Annotated in this window: 23 protein-coding genes and 1 pseudogene; 14 read left to right on the top strand and 10 right to left on the bottom strand. The window is 72.4% G+C overall.

Translation table 11 applies throughout. From position 1 onward, the window contains the following. Nucleotides 1-3 precede the first annotated feature (3 nt). Nucleotides 4-1,224, bottom strand: coding sequence for a glycosyltransferase 87 family protein (locus D0D28_RS26360; RefSeq protein ID WP_116113345.1), 1,221 nt, complete (start codon nt 1,222-1,224; stop codon nt 4-6). On the opposite strand from D0D28_RS26360, the gene D0D28_RS26355 reads away from it, so the two are divergent. Both D0D28_RS26355 and D0D28_RS26350 read left to right on the top strand, forming a co-directional pair. Continuing rightward, nucleotides 1,187-2,407 (top strand): glycosyltransferase 87 family protein, encoded by a 1,221-nt coding sequence (locus tag D0D28_RS26355; protein WP_116113345.1) that lies wholly within the window; start codon nt 1,187-1,189, stop codon nt 2,405-2,407. The two genes, D0D28_RS26360 and D0D28_RS26355, sit on opposite strands and share 38 nt — an antisense overlap. Before the next feature lie 4 nt (nt 2,408-2,411). Next, entirely contained in the window at nt 2,412-5,495 is a 3,084-nt protein-coding gene (locus tag D0D28_RS26350) for an acetyl-CoA carboxylase family protein (RefSeq protein ID WP_116113343.1), read from the top strand. Between the two features lie 125 nt (nt 5,496-5,620). Here D0D28_RS26350 and D0D28_RS26345 read toward each other — a convergent pair whose 3' ends face one another. Further along, nucleotides 5,621-6,061, bottom strand: a complete 441-nt coding sequence (locus tag D0D28_RS26345; RefSeq protein ID WP_205413363.1) for a nitroreductase family deazaflavin-dependent oxidoreductase — start codon at nt 6,059-6,061, stop codon at nt 5,621-5,623. A gap of 153 nt (nt 6,062-6,214) precedes the next feature. After that, nucleotides 6,215-7,192 carry an aldo/keto reductase gene (locus D0D28_RS26340; RefSeq protein WP_116113340.1) on the bottom strand — a complete coding sequence of 326 codons (978 nt, stop codon included), beginning with the start codon at nt 7,190-7,192 and terminating at the stop codon, nt 6,215-6,217. A 100-nt stretch (nt 7,193-7,292) separates the two neighbouring features. On the opposite strand from D0D28_RS26340, the gene D0D28_RS26335 reads away from it, so the two are divergent. The 7 genes from D0D28_RS26335 to D0D28_RS26305 all read left to right on the top strand — a co-directional run bounded on the left by D0D28_RS26335 (nt 7,293) and on the right by D0D28_RS26305 (nt 13,867). Beyond that, entirely contained in the window at nt 7,293-7,967 is a 675-nt protein-coding gene (locus D0D28_RS26335) for a DUF998 domain-containing protein (protein ID WP_094007658.1), read from the top strand. 74 nt (nt 7,968-8,041) lie between these two features. Continuing rightward, nucleotides 8,042-8,803: a beta-ketoacyl-ACP reductase gene (locus D0D28_RS26330; protein WP_116113337.1), complete on the top strand. Its 762-nt coding sequence runs from the start codon at nt 8,042-8,044 to the stop codon at nt 8,801-8,803. Nucleotides 8,804-8,807: 4 nt separating this feature from the next. Further along, the gene (locus tag D0D28_RS26325; protein ID WP_094007660.1) at nt 8,808-9,260 is read left to right on the top strand and encodes a MaoC family dehydratase; all 453 of its coding nucleotides are present in this window, start codon (nt 8,808-8,810) and stop codon (nt 9,258-9,260) included. An 83-nt stretch (nt 9,261-9,343) separates the two neighbouring features. Further along, nucleotides 9,344-10,363: a phosphotransferase family protein gene (locus D0D28_RS26320; RefSeq protein ID WP_116113335.1), complete on the top strand. Its 1,020-nt coding sequence runs from the start codon at nt 9,344-9,346 to the stop codon at nt 10,361-10,363. A gap of 2 nt (nt 10,364-10,365) precedes the next feature. After that, nucleotides 10,366-11,586 (top strand): acyl-CoA dehydrogenase family protein, encoded by a 1,221-nt coding sequence (locus tag D0D28_RS26315; protein WP_116113332.1) that lies wholly within the window; start codon nt 10,366-10,368, stop codon nt 11,584-11,586. Then, nucleotides 11,583-12,770, top strand: coding sequence for an acyl-CoA dehydrogenase family protein (locus tag D0D28_RS26310; RefSeq protein ID WP_116113330.1), 1,188 nt, complete (start codon nt 11,583-11,585; stop codon nt 12,768-12,770). The genes D0D28_RS26315 and D0D28_RS26310 overlap by 4 nt, the downstream gene beginning before the upstream one ends. Further along, complete coding sequence (locus D0D28_RS26305) at nt 12,767-13,867, top strand: acyl-CoA dehydrogenase family protein (RefSeq protein ID WP_116113327.1); 1,101 nt, start codon at nt 12,767-12,769, stop codon at nt 13,865-13,867. Before D0D28_RS26310 ends, D0D28_RS26305 begins: the two co-directional genes overlap by 4 nt. Nucleotides 13,868-14,799: 932 nt before the next feature. Here the strand turns inward: D0D28_RS26305 and D0D28_RS26300 are convergent. The 3 genes from D0D28_RS26300 to D0D28_RS26290 form a co-directional block, all read right to left on the bottom strand. Beyond that, on the bottom strand, nt 14,800-15,375 hold the full coding sequence (locus tag D0D28_RS26300; RefSeq protein WP_094007665.1) for a TetR/AcrR family transcriptional regulator: 576 nt from the start codon (nt 15,373-15,375) through the stop codon (nt 14,800-14,802). An 80-nt stretch (nt 15,376-15,455) separates the two neighbouring features. Next, complete coding sequence (locus D0D28_RS26295) at nt 15,456-16,241, bottom strand: SDR family NAD(P)-dependent oxidoreductase (protein WP_116113325.1); 786 nt, start codon at nt 16,239-16,241, stop codon at nt 15,456-15,458. Next, entirely contained in the window at nt 16,238-16,993 is a 756-nt protein-coding gene (locus D0D28_RS26290; RefSeq protein WP_162830625.1) for an SDR family oxidoreductase, read from the bottom strand. Before D0D28_RS26290 ends, D0D28_RS26295 begins: the two co-directional genes overlap by 4 nt. A 110-nt stretch (nt 16,994-17,103) precedes the next feature. Here D0D28_RS26290 and D0D28_RS26285 point away from each other — a divergent pair, with 110 nt between their 5' ends. From D0D28_RS26285 to D0D28_RS26265, 5 genes are all read left to right on the top strand, one after another. Further along, a complete protein-coding gene (locus D0D28_RS26285; protein WP_094007667.1) occupies nt 17,104-17,715 on the top strand; it encodes a TetR/AcrR family transcriptional regulator in 612 nt (203 codons plus the stop codon). A 391-nt stretch (nt 17,716-18,106) separates the two neighbouring features. After that, nucleotides 18,107-19,216 carry an epoxide hydrolase family protein gene (locus tag D0D28_RS26280; protein ID WP_094007668.1) on the top strand — a complete coding sequence of 370 codons (1,110 nt, stop codon included), beginning with the start codon at nt 18,107-18,109 and terminating at the stop codon, nt 19,214-19,216. A gap of 10 nt (nt 19,217-19,226) precedes the next feature. Then, nucleotides 19,227-19,685 carry a nucleoside deaminase gene (locus D0D28_RS26275; RefSeq protein ID WP_116113350.1) on the top strand — a complete coding sequence of 153 codons (459 nt, stop codon included), beginning with the start codon at nt 19,227-19,229 and terminating at the stop codon, nt 19,683-19,685. A 10-nt stretch (nt 19,686-19,695) separates the two neighbouring features. Then, a complete protein-coding gene (locus D0D28_RS26270; protein WP_116113323.1) occupies nt 19,696-20,655 on the top strand; it encodes an isopenicillin N synthase family dioxygenase in 960 nt (319 codons plus the stop codon). Between the two features lie 214 nt (nt 20,656-20,869). Next, a complete protein-coding gene (locus D0D28_RS26265) occupies nt 20,870-22,240 on the top strand; it encodes a purine-cytosine permease family protein (protein WP_116113320.1) in 1,371 nt (456 codons plus the stop codon). Nucleotides 22,241-22,243: 3 nt separating this feature from the next. Here D0D28_RS26265 and D0D28_RS26260 read toward each other — a convergent pair whose 3' ends face one another. From D0D28_RS26260 to D0D28_RS26245, 4 genes and pseudogenes are all read right to left on the bottom strand, one after another. Beyond that, entirely contained in the window at nt 22,244-22,525 is a 282-nt protein-coding gene (locus D0D28_RS26260) for a hypothetical protein (RefSeq protein WP_240323360.1), read from the bottom strand. Between the two features lie 230 nt (nt 22,526-22,755). Further along, nucleotides 22,756-22,980 (bottom strand): hypothetical protein, encoded by a 225-nt coding sequence (locus D0D28_RS26255; protein WP_094007671.1) that lies wholly within the window; start codon nt 22,978-22,980, stop codon nt 22,756-22,758. 127 nt (nt 22,981-23,107) lie between these two features. After that, nucleotides 23,108-23,722, bottom strand: coding sequence for a TetR/AcrR family transcriptional regulator (locus D0D28_RS26250; RefSeq protein ID WP_116113317.1), 615 nt, complete (start codon nt 23,720-23,722; stop codon nt 23,108-23,110). A 13-nt stretch (nt 23,723-23,735) separates the two neighbouring features. Next, nucleotides 23,736-23,862 (bottom strand): annotated as a pseudogene (locus tag D0D28_RS26245) (IS630 family transposase); the annotation flags it as partial.

The following is a 23,862-nucleotide window of genomic DNA, read 5'->3' as shown; positions in this document are numbered from 1 at the left end:
GTCTCACCTCACCGTGTCGATCACGTCCTCGGTCTCCCCGGACGCTACCGGGCGGGCGGTGCCGCTACCAGGGCCGCCGGTGTCGCCAGATCGGGACGGGCGAAACCGGCGGCCGAGTTGTTCAACGATCCGCGGGGATGGCGAATTCCCGGCCACGATCACCAGGGCGGCCACCGAGACCAGCACGTAGGAGGACCCGAGCAGGTGCTGCCACCAGGTCCAGTGCATCTCCAGGTCGTGGGTCTGCGGCAGCCACGAGTGCGGCCCGACGGCGAAGACGAGCAGCACCGGGCTCCAGCGCGGGGCGCGGACCAGCACCACCACCGCGGCGGGCAGCACCCAGACCCAGTGGTGCGACCAGCTCACCGGCGAGGCGAGCAACCCGCCGGCGGCGATGGCGAGCAGGGCGGTGACGTCGTCGCGGGCCCGGCGGGCGGCGACCGCGGCCAGGGCCATGACCGCGGCCGCGAGCACGGCCCAGAGCAGGGTGTTCTCCGGGAACAGCCGGACCAGGATCGCCTGGACGTTCTGGTTGAACGCGTAGGCGAGGCCGCCGATGCGCCCCGGGTCGAACAGGGTGTGCAGCCAGTACTGCGCGGAGTCGGCCGGCGCCAGCAGCAGGGCGGCGAGCCCGCAGGCGGCGAACGAGGCGACCGCGGCGGCGGCGGCGCGGTATTGGCGGCGGAGGAGGAACAGCAGCACGAAGACGGCCGGGGTGAGCTTGATCGCCGCGGCCACGCCGACCAGCAGGCCGCGGGGCCAGCGGGTGCGGGGGAGCAGGCAGTCCGCGGTGACCAGGGCCATCAGGATCAGGTTGATCTGGCCGAACCCGATGGTCTGCCGGGCGGGCTCGAACAGCGCCCACAGGGCGGCGACGCTCATGCCGAGGGCGTTCGCCGCGGCGCGGTTGGCGAGGACGCGGCGGGCGGTGAGCGTGGTGGTGAGCGCGAGGGCGGCCGCGGAGGCGAGGCTGACCGCGAACTTCGCCACGTGCCAGGGCAGGAGCTCGACGGGCGCGAACAGGATCGCGGCGAACGGGGGATAGGTGAAGGGCAGCGGCATGCCCGGCACCATGGCCGCGAAGGCCGGCGTGTACAGCCCGGCGCCGGTCCGCCAGGCGAGGCCGCCGGTGCGGTAGACGTGCAGGTCGAGAAACCCCTGGAAGAGCAGCACCCAGCCGACGACGGTGAGGAGGAGCAGCGCGGCCGCGCTGCTCCTCCTCACCGTCGTCGGCTGGGTGCTGCTCTTCCAGGGGTTTCTCGACCTGCACGTCTACCGCACCGGCGGCCTCGCCTGGCGGACCGGCGCCGGGCTGTACACGCCGGCCTTCGCGGCCATGGTGCCGGGCATGCCGCTGCCCTTCACCTATCCCCCGTTCGCCGCGATCCTGTTCGCGCCCGTCGAGCTCCTGCCCTGGCACGTGGCGAAGTTCGCGGTCAGCCTCGCCTCCGCGGCCGCCCTCGCGCTCACCACCACGCTCACCGCCCGCCGCGTCCTCGCCAACCGCGCCGCGGCGAACGCCCTCGGCATGAGCGTCGCCGCCCTGTGGGCGCTGTTCGAGCCCGCCCGGCAGACCATCGGGTTCGGCCAGATCAACCTGATCCTGATGGCCCTGGTCACCGCGGACTGCCTGCTCCCCCGCACCCGCTGGCCCCGCGGCCTGCTGGTCGGCGTGGCCGCGGCGATCAAGCTCACCCCGGCCGTCTTCGTGCTGCTGTTCCTCCTCCGCCGCCAATACCGCGCCGCCGCCGCCGCGGTCGCCTCGTTCGCCGCCTGCGGGCTCGCCGCCCTGCTGCTGGCGCCGGCCGACTCCGCGCAGTACTGGCTGCACACCCTGTTCGACCCGGGGCGCATCGGCGGCCTCGCCTACGCGTTCAACCAGAACGTCCAGGCGATCCTGGTCCGGCTGTTCCCGGAGAACACCCTGCTCTGGGCCGTGCTCGCGGCCGCGGTCATGGCCCTGGCCGCGGTCGCCGCCCGCCGGGCCCGCGACGACGTCACCGCCCTGCTCGCCATCGCCGCCGGCGGGTTGCTCGCCTCGCCGGTGAGCTGGTCGCACCACTGGGTCTGGGTGCTGCCCGCCGCGGTGGTGGTGCTGGTCCGCGCCCCGCGCTGGAGCCCGGTGCTGCTCGTCTTCGCCGTCGGGCCGCACTCGTGGCTGCCGCAGACCCACGACCTGGAGATGCACTGGACCTGGTGGCAGCACCTGCTCGGGTCCTCCTACGTGCTGGTCTCGGTGGCCGCCCTGGTGATCGTGGCCGGGAATTCGCCATCCCCGCGGATCGTTGAACAACTCGGCCGCCGGTTTCGCCCGTCCCGATCTGGCGACACCGGCGGCCCTGGTAGCGGCACCGCCCGCCCGGTAGCGTCCGGGGAGACCGAGGACGTGATCGACACGGTGAGGTGAGACGGTGCCGTCCCTGCTCGTCGCGAACCGGGGCGAGATCGCCGTCCGGATCCTCGGCACCGCCGCCGCGCTGGGCTTCCGCACGGTCGCCGTGTATCCCGGGGACGACGCCGACTGCGCCCACGTCACCCGCGCCGACCACGCCGAACGCCTCGACGGCACCTACCTCGACGCCGCCGCGATCGTCGCCGCCGCGCAGCGCACCGGATGCGAGTTCCTGCACCCCGGTTACGGGTTCCTGTCCGAGAGCGCGGACCTCGCCCGCCGCTGCGCGGACGCCGGGATTCGCTTCGCCGGACCGTCCCCGGACGCCCTGGAACTGTTCGGCGACAAGACCCGCGCCCGGGCACGAGCCCGGGAGCTGGGCATTCCGGTCCTCGCGGGCACCGACGGCCCGACCGATCCGGCCACCGCCGAGGCGTTCTTCGCCGAGCACGGCGCGGTGATGGTCAAGGCGCTGGCCGGGGGCGGCGGACGCGGCATGCGACCGGTGACCGACGCGGCCGGCCTGCCCGCCGCACTGCGCCGCTGCGCCTCCGAAGCCCGGGCCGCGTTCGGCGACGGCTCGGTCTACCTGGAACGGCTCCTCCCCCACGCCCGCCACATCGAGGTGCAGATCGCCGCCGACGGCGAGACGACGCTCGCGCTCGGCGACCGGGACTGCAGCCTGCAGCGCCGCCGCCAGAAGCTCATCGAGATCGCGCCCGCGACCCTCCCGGCGGAGCTCCGAAAGCGCTTGCACGAGTGCGCCACGCGGTTGGTCGGGTCCACTGTGTACCTTGGTCTGGCCACTGTGGAATTCCTGGTCGACGGCGGCGAATTCGTGTTCCTGGAGGTGAATCCGCGGTTGCAGGTCGAGCACACCGTGACCGAGGAGGTCACCGGGCTCGACCTGGTCGAGATCGGGCTCCGGCTGGCCGCGGGCGAACCACTGGACCGCACCGTCCCGCAGCCGCGGGGCGTGGCGATCCAGGCCAGGGTCAACACCGAAACGGTCCGGCCGGACGGCACCGTGCTGCCCGGCGGCGGCACGCTCACCACGTTCCAGCCGCCCACCGGCCGCGGCGTCCGCGTGGACACCCACGGCTACCCGGGCTATCCCGGCAACCCGCGTTACGACTCGCTGCTGGCCAAGGTGATCGTCACCGGACACGACCTCGCCTCGGCCGCCGCCCGGTTGTGTCGCGCGCTGGGCGAATTCGCCATCACCGGGCCGCCGACGAACCTCGCCCTGCTCCGGGCGCTGCTGGCCGAGCCGCTCGGCACGGCCGACACCACGTTCGTGGACCGCCGCCTGCCGGACCTGGTGGACGAGATCATCGAGCCCGCGGCCGCGCCGGGCACGGTCACCGCGCCACAGCAGGGCGTGGTGGCGCAGGTGTGCGTGGCCGAGGGCGAGACGGTGCCGGCGGGCGCGGAACTCGTCGTGATCGAGGCGATGAAGATGGAACACGTGATCACCGCCGAGCGGGGCGGCGCGGTGCTCGGGGTCGCGGTCAAGCCCGGTGACACCGTCACGGCCGGGGCGGTCCTGGTCACCCTGCGGGAGAACGGCGAGGCGACCGGAGCCGCCCAAGCGACCGAAGCCGACCTCGACCACATCCGGCCGGACCTCGCGGAAACCGTGGCGCGGCACGAGATCGGCCTGGACGCCGCGCGCCCGGACGCGGTGCGCAAGCGGCACTCCGCCGGGCAGCGGACCGCGCGGGAGAACGTCGAGGACCTGTGCGATCCCGGCAGCTTCACCGAGTACGGCGCCCTCGCGATCGCCGCGCAGCGCCGCCGCCGGGACCTCGGCGACCTGATCCGCCGCACCCCCGCCGACGGCCTGGTCACCGGCACCGCGACCGTCGGCGGGCGGCCGGTCGTCGTGCTGGCCTACGACTACACCGTGCTGGCCGGGACGCAGGGCGTGCACAACCACCGCAAGACCGACCGGATGCTGCGGCTGGCCCGGGACCGCGGCCTGCCGGTGGTGCTGTTCGCCGGGCGCGGCGGCGGGCGGCCGGGCGACACCGACACCTCCGCGGTCGCCCAGCTGGACGTGCCGACGTTCCGCATGGCCGCCCAGCTGGCCGGCGAGGTGCCGACGGTCGCGATCGTGTCCGGCTACTGCTTCGCCGGCAACGCGGCGCTGGCCGGGGTGTGCGACGTGGTCATCGCGACCGAGGGCAGTTCACTGGGCATGGGCGGGCCGGCGATGATCGAAGGCGGCGGGCTCGGTGTCGTCGCGCCCGACGACGTCGGGCCGACGCCGGTGCAGTACACCAACGGGGTCGTGGACGTGCTGGTCGCCGACGAGGCCGAGGCGGTCGACGTGGCCAAGCGTTACCTGTCCTACTTCGCCGGCCCGGCCGAGGCCGGAGAGCCGCACGACCAGCGCCGGTTGCGGCACCTGGTGCCGGAGAACCGGGTCCGCGTCTACGACGTGCGGCCGGTGCTGTCCACAGTGGCCGATCCCGGCAGCCTGCTCGAACTGCGCGCCGGGTTCGGGATCGGGGTGATCACCGCGCTGGCCCGGATCGGCGGGATCCCCGTGGGGGTGCTGGCGAACAGCCCGGCCCGCCTCGGCGGCGCGATCGACGGCGACGCCGCCGACAAGGCGGCACGTTTCCTGGACCTGTGCCGCGCGCACGGCCTGCCGGTGGTGTCCTTCGTGGACACTCCGGGGTTCATGGTGGGCCCGGAGGCGGAGAAGACCGCGACGGTGCGGCGGTTCGGTGACCTGTTCGTCGCCGGGGCGCGGCTGACCTCGCCGCTGGTCGCGGTGGTGCTGCGCAAGGCCTACGGCCTGGGCGCGATGGCGATGACCGGCGGCTCGCTGCACGCGCCCGCGCTGACGGTGGCGTGGCCGACGGGCGAGTTCGGCGGCATGGGGCTGGAGGGCGCGGTGCGGCTGGGGTTCCGCGCGGACCTGGAGGCGATCGCCGACCCGGAGGCCCGGCACGCCCGCTACGCCGAGCTGGTGGCCGAGTACTACGAGCGCGGCAAGGCCCTGAACACGGCGACGGTCTTCGAGATCGACGACGTGATCGACCCGGCCGGCACGCGGGAGCTCATCATCCGCACCCTCGGCGCGACCGGCTGACCGCGGAACCCGCTCGCCGCGACGGCGCGCGGCCGGACCACCCCGCCGCCAGCGTTCAGCGCGACCGGCTGACCGCGGAACCCGCTGGCCGCCGCGGTGCGCGGCCGGTCGATCCGGGTGCCGCCTCATTCCTCCAGCAGGAAGAGCGGGATCTGGCGGTCCGTCTTCTCCTGCCACTCGGTGTACGTCGGCCAGAGCGCGACAGCGTACTCCCACCACTGGCGACGCTCCTCGCCGTCGAGCCGGCGGGCGACGTAGGTCTTCCTGACCGGGCCGTCCTGCAGCTCCACCGTCGGGTGGGCACGGAGGTTGGCGACCCAGCCCGGGTTCTCGCGGCGGCCGCCGTTGGACGCCACCGCGAGGTACTTGCCGTCCTTCTCGATCCGCATGATCGGCGACTTGCGGATCTTGCCGGTCTTGGCGCCGACCGTGGTGAGCACGACGATCGGGGCCCCGCCGGGCTCGTTGAGGCTGACCTCCCCGCCGGACGACTCGAACTGCTCCACCGCTTCGCGGACCCAGTCCGTCGGGCTCGGCGCGTACTCGCCTTCGAAGTGATCACTCACGCCTGCCACAAGGCGGCCGCCGCCCGCGGTATTCCCGCCACGGCGGACGCGCACCCCTGCCGGGGCCGGTGATGACGCCTGGCCGGCTCCGGGCAGCGCGGCCAGGTCGGGCGCCGGCCATTGGCGCGGTCACCCGGCCGGAACGCACGAGCCCTACCAGCGCTCGTGCACCTGCGCCCGGATCCGCCGGTCGTACAGCTCCCGCACCGCCTCCAGCGTCGGCTCCGGCAGTGCCTCGGCCCCAGCCGCCGCCGCGTTCGCTCGCGCCTGCTCCGCCGATCGCGCCCCCGGGATCACCGACGTGACGCCCGGCTGCTGGATGATCCACCGCAACGCCGTCTGGGCGGGCGTCACGCCGGCCGGGGCCAGCGAACTGAACTCCGCGGCCGCCTCGACGCCCGTCGCGAAGTCCACCCCGCTGAACGTCTCCCCCTGGTCGAACGCCTCGCCGTGCCGGTTGAACGTCCGGTGGTCGTCCGTGGCGAACACCGTCTCCTTCGTGTAGCGGCCGGACAGCAGGCCGGACGCCAGCGGCACCCGCGCGATGATCCCCACCCCCGCCTCGGCGGCGGCCGGCAGCACCCGGTCGAGTGGCTTGAGCCGGAACGGGTTCAGGATGATCTGCACGCTCGCCGTGCCCGGGCGGCCGGCCGCGGTCAGCGCCTCCGCGCACGTCTCGACGCTCACCCCGTACGCGGCGATCCGCTCCTCCGCCACCAGCGTGTCCAGCGCGTCGAACACGGCGTCACTGGAGTACACCGCCGCCGGCGGGCAGTGCAGCTGCACCAGGTCCAGCACCTCGACCCCGAGGTTGGCCCGCGACCGGTCGGTCCACGCCCGGAAGTTCTCCAGCGTGTACTCACCCGGGTCCAGCGGCGCGCGACGGCCCATCTTGGTCGCCACGAACACGTCCGGGTGGTCGCGCAGAAACCGCCCGATGATCTGCTCGCTGCGGCCGTCACCGTAGACGTCGGCGGTGTCGAAGAACGTGACACCGGCCGACACCGCGGCCTCCAGCACCGCGAACGCCTCGGCCTCGCCCACCTCGCCCCAGTCCGCGCCCAGCTGCCACGTGCCGAGCCCGACCACCGACACCGCACGGCCGGTCCGGCCGAGAACCCGTTGCTCCATGCCGACGATCCTAAGGGCCCCCACCGACAATCCCGGGCACGCGCCGAAACCGCCCACGAGATCACAAAACCCCCACACGTGCGCGCATAAACTGGGCCGGGTGACCACCACTCCGGCCCCCACCCGCGCGCCGCGGCTCCTCGCCCTGGGCTGCCTCACCGCGATCGCCGGGGGCGCCGCGCTCGTGCTCCTGCTGCAGTTCCTCCCGCCCACCGACCAGATCAGCCCGGTGCGCCGCACGATCAGCGAGTACGCCCTGAGCGCCAACAAGTGGATCTTCGACATCGCGGTCCTGCTGATCGCCCTCGGCTCGGCGGTGCTGTTCGCCGCGCACGTGCTGATGCGGGCCCTGCCGGTCCGCTCGGCCGCGGTCGTGCTCGGTGCACTGTGGACGGTCAGCCTGCTGGTGGTGGTCGCGTTCCCCAAGACCGACTGGTCCGTCGGGCCGAGCCTGGGCGGGGTGGTGCACCGGTACGCGAGCGTCGTCGGGTTCGTGTGCCTGCCGGTCGGCCTGCTGTTCGCCGCGCGCCGCATCTTCCCGGACTCGCCGGGCTGGCGCTGGGCGGCCCGCGCGCTGGCGATCGTCTCGCTCGCCTGGTTCGGGCTCATCCTCGGTGCGGTCGGCTACATGCTCGCCGGGGGCGGGCCGTGGTGGCGCACGATCCCGCTGGGCCTGGTGGAGCGCCTGCTCGCGGCCACCGAACTGCTCGCGCTCGCCACGCTGGCCGTCCCGTTACTACGATCGAACCGAACCGGGGTGACCCAGGTCACTTAGGCGCTCCGGGCCGGAGGCGAGTAGCTTTCTAAGCGCTCGCTTACCGACGCGCTCAACGACGAGGAGGAGTTCCCGTGACCGAGTCCCACTCCCGGGTCGCCATCGTGACCGGCGCCGGCCGAGGCATCGGCGCCGCTGTCGCGCGCAAGCTGGCCTCGGACGGTTTCGCCGTCGCCCTGCTGGACCTCAACGAGGAGTCCGTGAAGCAGGGCGCCGAGGACATCGCCGCGGCCGGCGGCAAGGCCATCGGGGTCGCGCTCGACGTCAGCAACACCGAGCAGGTCGAGGCCGCCGGTGGCCGGGTCGCCGAGGAGCTGGGCCCGCCGACCGTGCTGGTCAACAACGCCGGCATCACCCGGGACAACCTGCTCTTCAAGATGACCGACGAGGACTGGGACTCGGTCATGAACGTGCACCTCAAGGGCTCGTTCCTGATGACCCGCGCGGTCCAGAAGCACATGACCGAGCAGCGCTGGGGCCGGATCGTGAACCTGTCCAGCACCTCCGCGCTGGGCAACCGCGGCCAGGTCAACTACTCCGCGGCCAAGGCCGGCCTGCAGGGCTTCACCAAGACGCTGGCGATCGAGCTGGGCAAGTTCGGCGTCACCGCGAACGCGATCGCGCCGGGCTTCATCGAGACCGACATGACCGCCGCCACCGCGGAGCGCCTGGGCGTGCCGTTCGAGGACTTCAAGGCGTTCGCGGCCAAGGAGATCCCGGTGCAGCGCGTCGGCAAGCCCGAGGACATCGCCAACACCGTGTCGTTCCTGGTCAGCGAGGGCGCCGGGTTCGTCTCCGGCCAGGTCGTCTACGTCGCCGGCGGACCGAAGGACTGAGATCATGCGCGTCTTCAACGGACTGGACGAGTTCACCGCCGCGGTCGGCGAGCAGCTGGGCACCAGCGACTGGCACACCGTCACGCAGGAGCAGGTCAACACCTTCGCCGACGCCACCGGCGACCACCAGTGGATCCACGTGGACGTCGAGAAGGCCAAGCAGGGCCCGTTCGGCGCCCCGATCGCGCACGGTTTCCTGACCCTGTCGGTGCTGCCGCTGCTGTCGGCGGGCACCTACCGCGTCGACGGGCTGAAGATGGGGATCAACTACGGCCTGAACAAGGTCCGGTTCCCGCAGCCGGTCAAGGTCGGCTCGAAGATCCGCGGGGTCGCCGAGCTGGCCGAGGTCACCGACGTGCCGGGCGGCAAGCAGGTGGTGACGCGGTGGACGATCGAGATCGACGGCGAGGCCAAGCCGGCGTGCGTCGCCGAGTGGGTGACGCGCCTGATCGCCTGAGACGTGAGCCCGCCTCCGGGCGGGCTTCCGCTACGGTGGGACATACCGACTGGTCGGTATAGCTATCTGGACAAGGAGGCCCAGTGACGCAGCAGGACCTGCCCGGACTCGACCTCGCACGGCTGCGGGACTACCTGGACGAGCACTCCCCCGGGCTCGTCCAGGGCCCGCTCACCGGTGAGGTGGTGCAGGGCGGCCGGTCGAACCTGACCTACATCGTGGGCGACGGCGCCGGCCGCTGGGTGGTGCGCCGGCCCCCGCTCGGGCACGTCCTGCCCACCGCGCACGACATGGCCCGCGAGCACCGCGTCATCAGCGCGCTCGCGGACACGCCCGTGCCGGTGCCGCGGACGATCACGCTGTGCCAGGACACCGAGGTGCTCGGCGCGCCGTTCTACGTGATGGAGTTCGTGCCGGGCACCCCCTACCGCGCGGCGAGCGAGCTGGCGGCGCTCGGTGAGGAGCGCACGCGGGCGATCGCCGAGTCGCTGATGGACACCCTCGTCGACCTGCACACCGTCGACCCGGACGCGGTCGGGCTCGCCGATTTCGGCCGCCCGGAGGGGTTCCTGGAACGGCAGGTGCGCCGCTGGAAGAAGCAGCTGGACGCCTCCCGCAGCCGGGACCTGCCCGGCGTCGACGACCTGCACGACCAGCTGGCCCGCGCCATCCCGGCGTCCGGCCCGGCGGCCGTCGTGCACGGCGACTACCGGCTGGACAACGTCCTGGTCGACGAGACCGACCGCATCACCGCGGTGCTGGACTGGGAGATGTCCACCCTCGGCGACCCGCTGACCGACCTGGCCCTGCTCATCGCCTACGCCGAGCGCGGCAAGGTCGACCTGGAGATCGTCTCCAACGTCAGCACCGCGCCCGGTTACCCGGGCACGGACGAGATGATCGCGCGGTACGCGGCGCGGTCCGGCCGGGACGTCTCGGCGCTGGACTGGTACGTCGGGTTCGCGTTCTTCAAGCTCGCGGTGATCCTGGAAGGCATCTACTACCGGTTCAGCCAGGGCCAGACCGTCGGCGCCGGCTTCGACCAGATCGGCGCCGCGGTGGTCCCGCTCGTCACCCTCGGACTCGACACCCTCAAGGACTGATCATGGATTTCGCGTTCGACGCCAAGACCGAGGAGCTGCGGGAGCGGCTCCTGGAGTTCATGGACTCCCACATCTACCCCGCCGAGCCGGTCTACGAGGAGCAGCTGGCGCAGCGGGACAACGAGTGGACCTTCCCGCCGGTCGTGGAGGACCTCAAGGCCGAGGCACGCAAACGCGGCCTGTGGAACTTCTTCCTCCCCGGTGAGCACGGCGCCGGGTTGACGAACCTGCAGTACGCGCCGCTGGCCGAGATCACCGGCCGCAGCCCGCACCTGGCCCCGGTCGCGCTGAACTGCTCGGCGCCGGACACCGGGAACATGGAGGTGCTCGCGATGTTCGGCACCGAGCAGCAGCGCAAGCAGTGGCTGCAGCCGCTGCTGGACGGCGAGATCCGCTCGGCGTTCGCGATGACCGAGCCGGACGTGGCCTCCTCCGACGCCCGCAACATCGCCACCAGCATCCGCCGCGACGGCGACTCGTACGTGATCACCGGGCGCAAGTGGTACATCACCGGCGCGATGAACCCGAACTGCAAGATCTTCATCGTCATGGGCAAGACCGACCCGGACGCCGAACCGCACCGCCAGCAGAGCCAGATCCTGGTGCCGCGGGACACGCCCGGCGTGCACGTCACGCGCGGGATGCACGTCTTCGGCTACACCGACGGCTCGCACGGCGGGCACGCCGAGGTGGTCTTCGACGAGGCGCGGGTGCCCGCGGACAACCTGATCGGCGAGGAGGGCGACGGGTTCGCCATCGCCCAGGCGCGGCTGGGGCCGGGCCGGATCCACCACTGCATGCGCTCGATCGGCATCGCCGAGCGCGCCATCGAGATGATGTGCCGCCGCACGCTGAGCCGCTCGACCTTCGGCAAGCCGATCGCCGAGCAGGGCGTGGTGCAGGACTGGATCGCCGAGGCGCGGGTGAAGGTCGAGCAGCTGCGGCTGCTGGTGCTCAAGACCGCGTGGCTGATGGACACCGTCGGCAACCGCGGCGCGCACACCGAGATCCAGGCGATCAAGATCGCCACCCCGAAGACCGTCGAGTGGATCCTGGACAAGGCGATCCAGGCGCACGGCGCGGGCGGGCTGTCCCAGGACTTCCCGCTGGCGGAGATGTGGGCGGGGATCCGCACGCTGCGGTTCGCCGACGGACCGGACGAGGTTCACAAGCGCTCGCTGGCCCACCGCGAGCTGAAGAAGTACCGATCGGAGGCCCGATGAGCACGCTGACCGCCGACGACCTGCGCGCGCGGGTGGGCGACCTGCTCGCCGCCCACCCGCCGGCGAGCACGGAGCGGCTGGAGTTCCTGCGAGCCCGGTTCGACTCCGGCCTGGCCTGGGTGCACTACCCGGAGGGCCTGGGCGGGCTGGGCGCGCCGCGCGAGCTGCAGAACGTCGTCGAAGCCGAGCTGGCGAAGGCCGGCGCGCCGGACAACAACCCGCGCCGGATCGGCATCGGGCTGGGCATGGCGGCGCCGACCATCCTGCGGTTCGGCACGGAGGAGCAGAAGAAGCGCTATCTGCGTCCACTGTGGACCGGCGAGGAGGTGTGGTGCCAGCTGTTCAGCGAGCCGGGCGCCGGATCGGACCTCGCCGCGCTGGGCACCCGCGCGGTGCGCGACGGTGACACGTGGGTGGTCGACGGGCAGAAGGTGTGGACGTCGGTCGCGCACATCGCCCGGTTCGCGATCCTGGTCACCCGCACGGATCCGGACGTGCCCAAGCACCAGGGCATGACGTACTTCATCTGCGACATGACCGATCCCGGTGTCGAGGTGCGGCCGCTGCGGCAGCTGACCGGCGAGGCCGAGTTCAACGAGGTGTTCCTGTCCGGGGTGCGGATCCCGGACGCGAACCGGCTCGGCGCGGTCGGCGAGGGCTGGAAGGTCGCGCAGACCACGCTGATGAACGAGCGGGTGGCGATCGGCGGCAACGCGATCCCGCGCGAGGGCGGCCTGATCGGGATGGTGTCGCGGACCTGGCGGGACCGGCCGGAGCTGCGCACGCCGGAGCTGCACGACCGGTTGCTCCGCCTCTGGGTCGAGGCGGAAGCGGCGCGCCTGGCCGGGACGCGGTTGCGCCAGCAGCTGGCGGTCGGGGCGCCGGGGCCGGAGGGTTCGGCGATGAAGCTGGCGTTCGCGAAGCTGCAGCAAGCGCTGACCGGGCTGGAGATCGAACTGTCCGGTGAGGACGGTCTGCGTTACGACGACTGGACGTTGCGCCGGCCGGAGAAGGTCGACATGCTCGGCCGCGGGCCCGGGTACCGCTACCTGCGGGCGAAGGGCAATTCGATCGAGGGCGGCACCTCCGAGGTGCTGCGCAACATCATCTCCGAACGCGTGCTCGGGCTGCCGTCCGAGCCACGGGTGGACAAGGACGTCGCGTGGAAGGACCTGCCGCGGTGAGCGATCTGCTGTACTCCGAGGTCGAGGAGGACCTGCGCGCCAGTGTCCGGGACCTGCTCGGCGACCAGGCCGGGTTTTCGGCCGTGCTGGCACGGACGGAGAGCGCCGAGCCGTACGACCTGAAGCTGTGGCGGACGCTGGCGACCGATCTGGGCCTGGCCGGGCTCGCGGTGCCGGAATCGCTGGGCGGGCAGGGCGCGTCGTACCGCGAGGTGGCGGTCGTGCTGGAGGAGCTGGGCCGGTCGGTGGCGCCGGTGCCGTTCCTGGGCAGCGCGGTGCTGGCGACGGCGGCTTTGCAGGCCGCGGGTGACACGGAGTTGCTGCCGCGCTTGGCCGCCGGTGAGGTCGTCGGCGCGCTGGCGGTGCCGCTGACGTCGGCGCCGGACGCGGGTTTCCCGGGTGGCGTGTCGGCGAACACGGAGGGCGCGCTGAGCGGCGCGGTGCGGACGGTGGCCGATGCGTCGGTGGCGGACGTGCTGACCGTGCCGGCGGTGGGCCCGGACGGCCCGGGGCTGTACGCGGTGGAGAAGACCGCGGCGACGGTGACCGAGGTGGTGTCGCTCGATCTGACGCGCCGGCTGGCGGACGTGTCGTTGGACAACGCGTCGTCGCGGTTGCTGGTGTCGGGTCCCGGGGCGGAGGCGGCGCTGCGGCAGGCGTTGCTGGTGGGCGCCGGGTTGCTGGCGTCGCCGCAGGTCGGGGTCGCGCAGTGGTGTCTCGATGAGACGGTGGCGTATCTGAAGCAGCGCTACCAGTTCGGGCGGCCGGTGGGTTCGTTCCAGGCGCTGAAGCACCGGCTGGCGGATCTGTACCTGGAGATCGTGTCCGCCCGCGCGACGGCCCGCTATGCGGCGGACACGCTCGCTACCGGTGACTCGGATGTGCCCGTCGCGGTGGCGGTGGCGCAGTCGACGTGCTCGGCGGTGGCGCTGCACGCCGCGGAGGAGGCGGTGCAGTTGCACGGCGGGATCGGGATGACGTGGGAGCACCCGGCGCACCTGTACCTGAAGCGCGCCAAGAGCGACGAGCTGGCGCTCGGCACGCCGGGGCGGCACCGTGCGGCGCTGGCGGGGTTGGTGAACCTGCCGCCGGCCTGAGGCGGATTGCTGGAGCGTGGTTTTTCGGGAGGCCGGTGCTGTGGCGCCGGCCTCCCTTGTCTTGTGTCGTCGGCGCGTGGCTCCCGCGTGAGTGGACACTTCGCAGGCGCACGAAGGCCCAGCCACGGACTTCGGCGCACGAAAGCACCCAGTGGTCGTGTCCCCAGTCGTAGGTGTACGAAGGGACCAGCCACACCAGGCGAGGCAGGTGGTCGCGTCGCACCCGCACGGGCGGGCATGTCGCCCCCGCACGAGCGGGCACCTCGCACCCGCACGAGCAGGCATCTCGCACCCGCACGAGAGGACATCTCGCACCCGCACGAGAGGGCACCTCGCACCCCCACGAGAGGACATCTCGCACCCCCACGAGAGGGCACCTCGCACCCCCACGAGAGGACATCTCGCACCCCCGCGGGTGGACACCCAACGCCCCATGAGCGGACACTTCGCACTCGCACGAGTGGCCCCCTCATGCGACCGCACGAATGGTCACCTCGCCGCCGCACGAACAGTCACCTCGCCGCCGCACGAACAGTCACCTCGCCGCCGCACGAACGGTCACCTCGCACGAACGGTCACCTCGCACGAGAGGGCATCTCGCACGCCCACGAGCGGGCATCTCGCACGCCCACGAGCGGGCATCTCGCACGCCCACGAGCGGACATCTCGCGCGGGCACGAGTGGACACCTCGTGTGGCCGCACGAACGGTCACCTCGCACGAGAGGGCATCTCGCACGCCCACGAGCGGGCACCTCGTAGCCCCACGAGTGGCCGCCTCACGGCCCCGCGAGAGGGCATCTCGTAGCCACCCACACAAATGGCCATCTCGTACCCACACGAATGGTCGCCTGGTACCCACACGAATGCGTCACCTCGTGCCGGCACCACTGGACCAACCGCGCCCCGCCACCAGAAAGGCAGCGCAACAACCTCAGGGCCGCAGCGAGCCCACCAGCAGATCGGCGTAGTGCGCACCAACCTCCGGCGCGCTCAGCCGCCCGTCGCTGCGGTACCAGACCGCCAGGTGGTGCACCGAGCCGAAGAAGAAGTCCACCACGATGTCCGCGGGCTTGTCGGTGCGGAACACGCCCTCCCGCTGCCCCTCCTCGATCAGCGACCGGAACAGCACGTGGTACCGGCGCCGCTCGGCGCGCACCGCCTTGCGGTTTTCCGGGCTGAGCTGGTGCATGGACTGGAAGAAGATCGTCGTGTCGTCGAGGTTGTCGATGCTGCTCACCACGACGTCGGAAGCGGCCGCGTGGAGGCGCGCGGCCACCGGCTCGCCGCTGGCCACCACCTTCTCCAGCTGCTCGGTCTGCAACCGCAGCACGCGGCCGTAGATCTCGTGCAGCAGGTCGTCCTTCGAGCCGAAGTAGTGGTACATCGCGCCCTTGGTGACCCCGGCCGCGGCCACGATCTCCTGCACCGACGTCCGGTCGAACCCGCGCTCGGCGAACAACCGCGTCGCCGCCGACAGCAGCCTCGCCGGCACCGGCTCCTCGGTCATCCGCAACGTCCTTCCTCGACCGGCACAGCATAACCGCGCCCCCGGTCGCACACCTTCCGGCGATGTGCGACCGGAGCACGTCACTCGCCCTGCGCGGCCTCCACCTTGCGCTGCAGCTTGTTCATCCCGCCCAGCCAGCGGTCCGTCTGCGTCGCGCGGGTGGTGTAGTACTCGGCGACCTCCGGGTGCGGCAGGATCAAGAACCGGTCGTCGGAGAAGGACTCCATCACCGCGTCCGCCACCTGGGCCGGTTCGATCGCCGACGCGCCCATGATCAGCTGTCCGCCGACGCCCGTCGCGGCGAGCATGTTCGTCCGGACGCCCTGCGGGCAGATCGCCTGGACCGTGATGCCCCGGTGCCGGTACGTCGCCGAGAGCCACTCCGCGAACGCCAGCGCCCCGTGCTTGGTCACCGAGTACGGCGCCGACCCGAGGCTGGTCAGCAGCCCGGCCGCGGAGACCGTCGCGAGGAACCGGCCCCGCCCGCGCTCCAGCCAGGCGGGCAACAGCAGGTGAGCCGCCCGCACGTGGGCCATCACGTTGACGTCCCACGCCCGCGCCCACACCTCCTCGGGCGCCTCCGGCCCGCCGTGCGGGGCGATGCCCGCGTTGGCGCAGAACAGGTCGATCGCGCCCAGCTCGTCCGACGCCCGCTGGATCAGCGACGCGACCCCGTCCACCCCGGCCGCGTCACCGGCGACCGCGACCCCGCCCACCTCCGCGGCCACCGCCTCCGCGGCCGGGCCGTCGAGGTCGGCCACCACGATCCGCGCGCCCTCGGCCGCGAACCGCCGCGCCAGCGCCGCCCCGATCCCGCCGGTGCCGCCGGTGACGACGACCCCGGCGCCCCTCAGCTCGAAGCTCACAGCCCGCCTCCCAGCGTCACGCCGCCGTCCAGCACCACGGTCTGCCCGGTGATCCACCCGGCCTCGTCGGAGAGCAGGAACGCGACCGCCCCGGCGATGTCCTCCGGCACGCCGAGCCGCTTCATCGGGTACGCCGCGGACACCTCCTCCTCGCGGCCTTCGTACAGCGCGGTGGCGAACTTGGTCTTCACCACGGCCGGCGCGACCGCGTTGACCCGGATCTTCGGGCCCAGCTCGACCGCCAGCTCCTGCGTCATCCGGATCACCGCCGCCTTGCTCACGCCGTACATGCCGATCCCGGGCGAGGCACGCAGGCCGGCGATCGAGGCGACGTTGACGACCGAGCCGCCGTGCTCCCCCATCCACGCGTCGCGCGCCTGACGCAGCCAGGCCAGCGGCGCGAGCACGTTGACGGCGAGGATCTTCGCCGCGGCGTCGCGGTCGATGTCGAGCATCGGGCCGTACACCGGGTTGATGCCGGTGTTGTTGACCAGCATGTCCAGCCGCCCGAAGGTCTCCACGGTCCTGGCGACGGCCTCCTCCTGGTGCGCCGGGTCGTCGGCCTTGCCGGGCACCGCGATCGCCACCCCGGGCCCGCCCAGCTCGTTCACCGCGTCGGCCAGCGGCTCGGGCTTGCGGGCGGTGATGCACACCCGCGCGCCGCGCTGCACCAGCTCACGGGCGATGCCGAAGCCGATGCCCCGGCTCGCCCCGGTGACGATCGCGACGCGGTCCTTGAACGAGTTCACCATCGGGCTCCTGTCTCCTGTCCACCTTGACTAAGCGCTCGCTTACAATGAGAACGGCCGGACCGCCGTGTCAAGTCTCCCGCCAGGCGGTTCCCGACTGGGAGGATTCCGCCATGACCATCTCGCTGTCCGCCGAACTCTGGCCGGACGTGCAGCCGGACGCGGCGCGGCGGCTGATGCTGGCCGGAGTCGAGTCCTTCGCCCGCCGCGGCTACCACGCGACCACGACGCGCGACATCGCCGGCGCGGCCGGGATGAGCCCCGCGGCGCTGTATGTGCACTTCCCGTCCAAGGCCGCGCTGCTGTTCGCCATCAGCAAGAGCGGGCACCAGCAGACGCTCGACCTGGTCGAGGACGTCGCGAAGCGCGCCGACGACCCGAAGGAGCGGATGCGCCGGATCGTCGCCGACTTCGTCGCCTGGCACGCCCGGCGGCACACCGTGGCGCGCGTCGTGCAGTACGAGCTGCAGGCGCTGCCGGAGCAGGAGTACCAGGTGGTGGCCGACCTGCGGCGCCGCATCGAGCACCTGGTGCGCGGCGTCATCGAGGAGGGCGTGGCGCAGGGCCAGTTCGTGGTGGCCGATGTCAAGACCGCCGCGCGAGCGGTCCTGTCGCTCGGCGTCGACGTGGCGCGCTGGTACACCGAACGCACCGGGAAGACGCCCAAGGCGCTCGGCCGCGAGTACGGGGATCTCGCGTTGCGCATGCTCGGCGCGCAACCCTGACAGCGACGGTGCCACGACGCTCACCGTACCTCACATACTAAGCGGTTGGTAACCTCCGTCCCCACCTTCGGCACGTCTCAGCACGCCCGGCCCGCGAGGCGTGCTCGGCGTCGGCGGCGAGGGTGCGCCGGCAGCGCGTGGTGGACCGGATGGGCCGCCGTGACCTCGACCGACGCGTGCGGTTCGACGAGCCGGACGAAGAGCGGGAAGGCCACCGAGAAGGGCCGAGCCGCGTCGGTGAGGGTTGCCGCCTCGTCGGCACAGAGGCAGTGGGAGGTCCGCGCGGGCCGGGAAACGGCGGTACCGCGCGGCGCTACCGGCGCCGGCCGCGCACGTGCGGCCGCCGGCGACGAACCGGACGGTGGGTGCGGTTCCTCGCTACCGTCACGGCATGAGCGAAATCCGCCCGTTCCACCTCGCCGTCCCGCAGTCCCAGCTCGACGACCTGCACGCCCGCATCGACCTGACCCGCTGGCCGGACGAGCTGCCGGGCGTGGGCTGGAGCTACGGCATCCCGCTCGGCTACGTTCAGGAGCTGACCCGGTACTGGCGCACGTCCTACGACTGGCGCGCGCACGAGCGGCGGCTCAACGAGCTGGGCCAGTTCACCACCGAGATCGACGGGCAACGCATCTACTTCCTGCACGTCCGGGCCGCCGACGAGGACGCCCTGCCGCTGATCCTCACCCACGGCTGGCCCGGTTCGGTGGTGGAGTTCCTGCCGGTGATCGAGGCGCTGTCGGCGCGGCACCACCTGGTCATCCCGGCCATCCCCGGCTACGGCTTCTCCGGCCCGACCACCGGCGCCGGCTGGGACGTGGCACGCGTCGCCCGCGCGTTCGCCGAGCTGATGCGCCGCCTGGGCTACGACCGCTACGGCGCGCAGGGCGGCGACTGGGGCTCGGCGATCTCCCGCCGGCTGGGGATCGACGACGCCGAGCACGTCGCCGGGGTGCACGTCAACATGCTCGGCACCGTCCCGTCCGGGAACCCCGCCGAGCTGGACGAGCTGTCCCTGGCCGACAAGGAGCGGCTCGGCCGGCTCGAGCGCTACCAGCGCGAGCTGTCCGGCTACATGAAACAGCAGTCGACGCGCCCGCAGACCCTGGCCTACGCCCTGCACGACTCCCCCGTCGGCCAGCTCGCCTGGATCGTGGAGAAGTTCCAGGAGTGGACCGATTCGGGCGAGACCCCGGAGGACGCGGTCGACCGGGACCTGATGCTCACCAACGTGATGATCTACTGGCTGACCGGCACCGCGGGCTCCTCGGCGCGGCTGTACTACGAATCGGCCCGCAGCCGGGGCAAGCAGCCCGGGCTGGACGTGCCGATGGGGGTGGCGGTGTTCCCGCACGACATCGTGCTGCCGGTGCGCCGCCTGGCCGAGCGCGACAACAACATCGTGCACTGGTCGGAATTCGACCGGGGCGGGCACTTCGCCGCGATGGAGGAACCGGATCTGTTCGCCGAAGACGTTCTGGAGTTCTTCGGTTCGCTCTAGAGTGGGGCGCATGCTCAAACCCGATCCCGGCCGGCTGCTCGCCGTCGCCCGCGAAGAGGCCCTGCTCGGCAAGTCCGAGGGCGGCGTGCCCATCGGCGCGGCGCTGTTCACTGTGGACGGTGAGCTGCTGGGCCGGGGTCACAACCGGCGCGTGCAGGACGGCGACCCGTCGATGCACGCCGAGACCGCGGCCTTCCGCAACGCGGGCAGGCGGCCGCACTACCGCGACACGGTGATGGTCACCACACTGTCACCCTGTTGGTATTGCAGCGGTTTGATCCGACAATTTCAGATCTCCCACGTGGTGATCGGCGAGGCCCGCACCTTCTCCGGTGGCCACGACTGGCTGGCCGGGCTGGGGGTCGGCATCACGATCCTGGACGACCCCGCGTGCGTCACGCTGATGACGGAGTTCATCGAAGAGCGCCCGGACCTGTGGTTCGAGGACATCGGGGTCGAGACTTCCTGAAGGAGCAGCCATGCCGCCGTCCGTTCCGCTGATCGACCTGACGTCCTGGTTCGACGGTTCCGGCCGCGGCCGGGTGGCCGCCGAGGTGGACCGCGCGCTGCGCGAGTCCGGTTTCCTGCTGATCACCGGGCACGGCGTGCCGGACGAGCTGCGCGCGCGGGTGCGGTCGCGGGCGCGGGAGTTCTTCGCCCTGCCGGCCGAGGTCAAGCGGCGGTACGCGGTGACGGTCGGCGGGCGCGGGTGGCTGCCGCCGGGTGTGGAGGCCAACGGCTACGCCGAGGGCACCGAAACCCCGCCGGACCTCAAGGAGTCCTACTCGGCAGGCGCGGACACCGCGACCGGGATCGCCGAGGTCGACGAGTTCTGGTTCCAGCCCAACGTGTGGCCGGCGGAGGTCCCGGAGTTCGCCACCGCGTCGCGCGAGTACCTGCGGCGGATGCGGGAGCTGTCGGACGAGCTGCTGACGGTGTTCGCGGCCGCGCTCGGCCTGCCGTCCGACCACTTCACCCGGCACACCGGGCACCCGACGTACACGTTCAACATCAACTGGTACCCGGCGCTGAACCGGGTCGGCGCGCCGGCGCCGGGGCAGTTCCGGATCGGGCCGCACACCGACTTCGGCACGGTGACGGTGCTGGACCGGCAGGCCGGGGTGGGCGGGCTGCAGGTCTGCACCAGTGACGGCGAGTGGGTGGACGCGCCGTACGACCCGGCGGCGTTCACGGTCAACATCGGGGATCTGATGGCACGCTGGACGGGCGACCGCTGGCGCTCGACGCGGCACCGGGTGCTGCCGCCCTCGGCCGACGCGCCGGAGGAGGACCTGGTGTCGCTCATCTTCTTCTACGAAACCGACCACGACGCGCGGATCACCTCGCTGGCGCCGCCGCTGGGCCGCAGGGCGTACCCGGAGGTCGTGGCGTCGGAGTACCTGCGCGGGAAACTCGACGCGATCACCGTGGCCCCCTGACCCCACTGGGACCAGGGGGCGCGACGGCGTCAGTTGCGGCCGTACTCCCCGCCGCAGTCACAGCAGTTGCCACAGTTGCAGTTGCCCGGTTTCTCCATGGCGTCCCTTTCCTCGGATGGGGTTCGCAGTCCGGGTCGCGGGGCGGTGCGGGAAAGTTCCGCGGTTCACCCGATGGTGCAACACGGACGCAACATCGGGTGCCTACGGTGCTGCCATGGCGACCACGGCGGGGCGGAAAACGGGCGGATACGGCGAACAGGTCGTCGCGGTCGAACCGGGCGGTATCGAGCCGGTGGCGGCGGCCGACCGGCACGGCAGGCCGCGTCAGCTGTTCTGGACGTGGGCCTCGCCGAACCTGGAGTTCGCCACGATCTTCGTCGGGGTGCTGGCGGTGTCGGCGTTCGGGCTGAGTTTCGCGCAGGCCGTGATCGCGGTGGCGATCGGCAACGGGCTGGGCGCGGTGTCGCACGGCGTGCTGTCCGCGCGCGCGCCGCGGTTCGGGGTGCCGCAGATGGTGTTGAGCCGCCTGGCGTTCGGCTACCGCGGCAACACGGTGCCGGCGGCGCTGATGTCGGTGACGGCGGGGATCGGCTGGTTCGCGGTCAACAGCGTCAGCGGGGCGTTCGCGCTCGGCACGCTGACCGGGATGCCGGTGCTGCTGTGCCTGGTGATCGTGGTGGTGCTGCAGATCGGGATCGCGTTCTTCGGGCACAACCTGGTGCAGGCTTACGAGCGCTGGATCTTCGGGGTGCTGGCGGTGGTGTTCGCGGCCGGGGCGGTGGTCACGTTCGCGCGGGCGTCGCCGGGTGCGGTCGCCGGAACCGGTGGAGTGGGCGGGTTCCTGCTGACCGTCGGCGCGGCGTTCGGGTACACGGCGGGCTGGAACCCTTACGCCGCGGATTACACGCGATACCTGCCGGAGTCGGTGAGCGGCCGGGCGGTCGGCTGGGCCGCGGGCGGTGGCCTGTTCGTGGCGACGACGGTGCTGATGGCGACGGGCGCGGCGTCGGCGACCCTGGGCGGTGGGGAGGGCAGTCCGACCGCGGCGTTCACCGGGCACATGCCGGGCTGGCTGGCCGCGCTGACGCTGCTGGCGATCGCGCTCGGGGCGGTGGCCGCGAACGCGCTCAACGTCTACTCGGGAGCGCTGGCGTTCCTCACGCTGGGCGTGCAGCTGCCGCTGGCGTGGCGGCGGGCGCTGGTGGCGCTCGCGTTCGGCGTCGTCGGGTTCGTGCTGGCGTGGCTGGGGCTCGCCGACGCGGGGACGGCGTACGAGCACTTCCTGCTGGTGATCGCGTACTGGGTGAGCCCGTGGCTGGGCGTGGTGTTCGCCGACCAGCTGATGCGGCGCGGGCAGGCGGGGCTGGACCGCCTGCTGTCCGACACCGGGCGGTGGGGGTGGCCGGGGCTGGTGGCGTTCCTGGTCGCGGCGGTGGTGTCGATCGTGTTGTTCGCGAACCAGACGCTGTACGCGGGGCCGGTGCCGCGGGCGGTGCCGGCGGTGGGCGACGTGACGTGTTTCGCCGGCTTCGGCTTGGCGGCCGGGCTCTACGCGGTGCTGGGCCGCCGCTGGGTGCGTGGCTGAGGCTCACCAGCGGTCCCAGTGCAGGACCTCGCCGCGGCCGATGCGGGGCGCGGGGCGGAAGTCGGTGCCGAGCGTGAAGGCGAGCGGGATCAGCGCGGCCAGCATGATCTCGTCGTGCGGCACGCCGAGGGTGGCGGCGAGTTCCTTCTCCAGCGGCGCGTGCGCGGTGGTCCAGACCGTGCCGAGGCCGCGGTTGCGACCGGTCGGGACCTGGGTGGCGAGGTCGGCGCACTCCTCGATGAGGCGCCGCGGGACGGACCGGGTGACGTCGAGGCGCTTGCGCACGGCGCGGGTGGTGGACAGGATTTCGTCGGCAGATTGATCACGGGACCGATCAGCCCGGGCAAGCCGGGCCGGACAACGGTCGGCCCGTGAGATCCGGGCCTGCTCGAGCACGCCGAGAATCCCGCGTGAGCGCGGACCTTCCGCCACGGGCCCGCAGCCAGGCAGGGCCGTCGTGTGGCCCAGGCATCGGGCCCGGCACCGGCGCCGGGCCGAGGTGAGCCGGCGGTGCGTCAGGCCACGTGGCCGACCGCGGGCGCCAGCACGGCCTGCCCGGCCTCGGTCAGGACCGCGGGCACCAGGCGCTCCCCGGTGCGCGCCGGGCGGATGTAGCCGCCGTGCGCGAGGGCGTGCGCGGCCATCTGGTCGCAGCAGGCGACTCCGTCGATGAAAAGGTCCGGCTCGACGCTCGACGACATCACGGCGCGGCCCTGGGCCACCGCTCGCAACATCGCCATCGCACGATGGGACAGCTCTTCACCTGTACCGGACACCGGGATCTACCCCCTTGCCTCGTCACCTGCTGTTGCCTCTGTTATCGCACACTGGTCCATTAGTGTTAACGACCGGTCCCCCGACACGCCGTCAGCCACCCACCGAGGTGACCTCGGGCTCGGGCAGCGCGGGGCCCAGCACCCGGGCCCACTGGCGGATGATCCGGCGCCGCCGGGTGGTGTCGTCGGCCAGCAGGTTCGCCAGGCCGAGCCCGCGCGCGAGGTCGAGGGTCGACTGGACCAGCTCCCGCACCCCGGGCCGCGTCTCGTCCACCCCGAGCAGGTCGACCGCCAGCCGGTGCGCCTCCCGCCCGACCTTCGCCTGCAGCGGCACCAGCACGGTGCGCAACGACTCGTCGCTGGAGGCCGCCACCCACAGGTGCAGCGCGGCGCGGAACATGGGGCCGGTGTAGAGGTTGAGCAGCATGTCGACCACCGGTTCGATGCGGGACCGCCCGGACGGCAGCCCCTCGGCGCCGCGGCGCATCTCCGCGATCTGCACCTCGCCGACGTACTCGACCGCGGCCGTGACCAGGTCCTCCCGCGTCGGGAAGTGGTGCTGGGCGGCCCCGCGCGAGACCCCGGCGCGCTGCGCGATCAGCGCGACCGTGGTGCCGGCCCACCCGACCTCGCCGATGCAGTCCACGGCTGCCTCGATGAGCTTGCGGCGGGTGGTCCGGCTGCGCTCCTGGCGGGGCTCCGGCACCTTCGGTTCCTCCCTAGTGTCCTGAGTTATTAATTCGCGTGCAGTAGCGTGCGATGGAGTCAAGGATCTGGTCGGCGGTCTTGGTCCAGACGTAGGGCCGTGGTTCGTTGTTCCAGGTCTCGATCCATGCGCGGATGTCG

The sequence above is a fragment of the Amycolatopsis ruanii genome (assembly GCF_003385175.1).
Classification (GTDB): domain Bacteria; phylum Actinomycetota; class Actinomycetes; order Mycobacteriales; family Pseudonocardiaceae; genus Amycolatopsis_E; species Amycolatopsis_E thermalba.
Note: the sequence above shows the minus strand (reverse complement) of the source record. Positions and strands in the feature narration are given on the sequence as shown.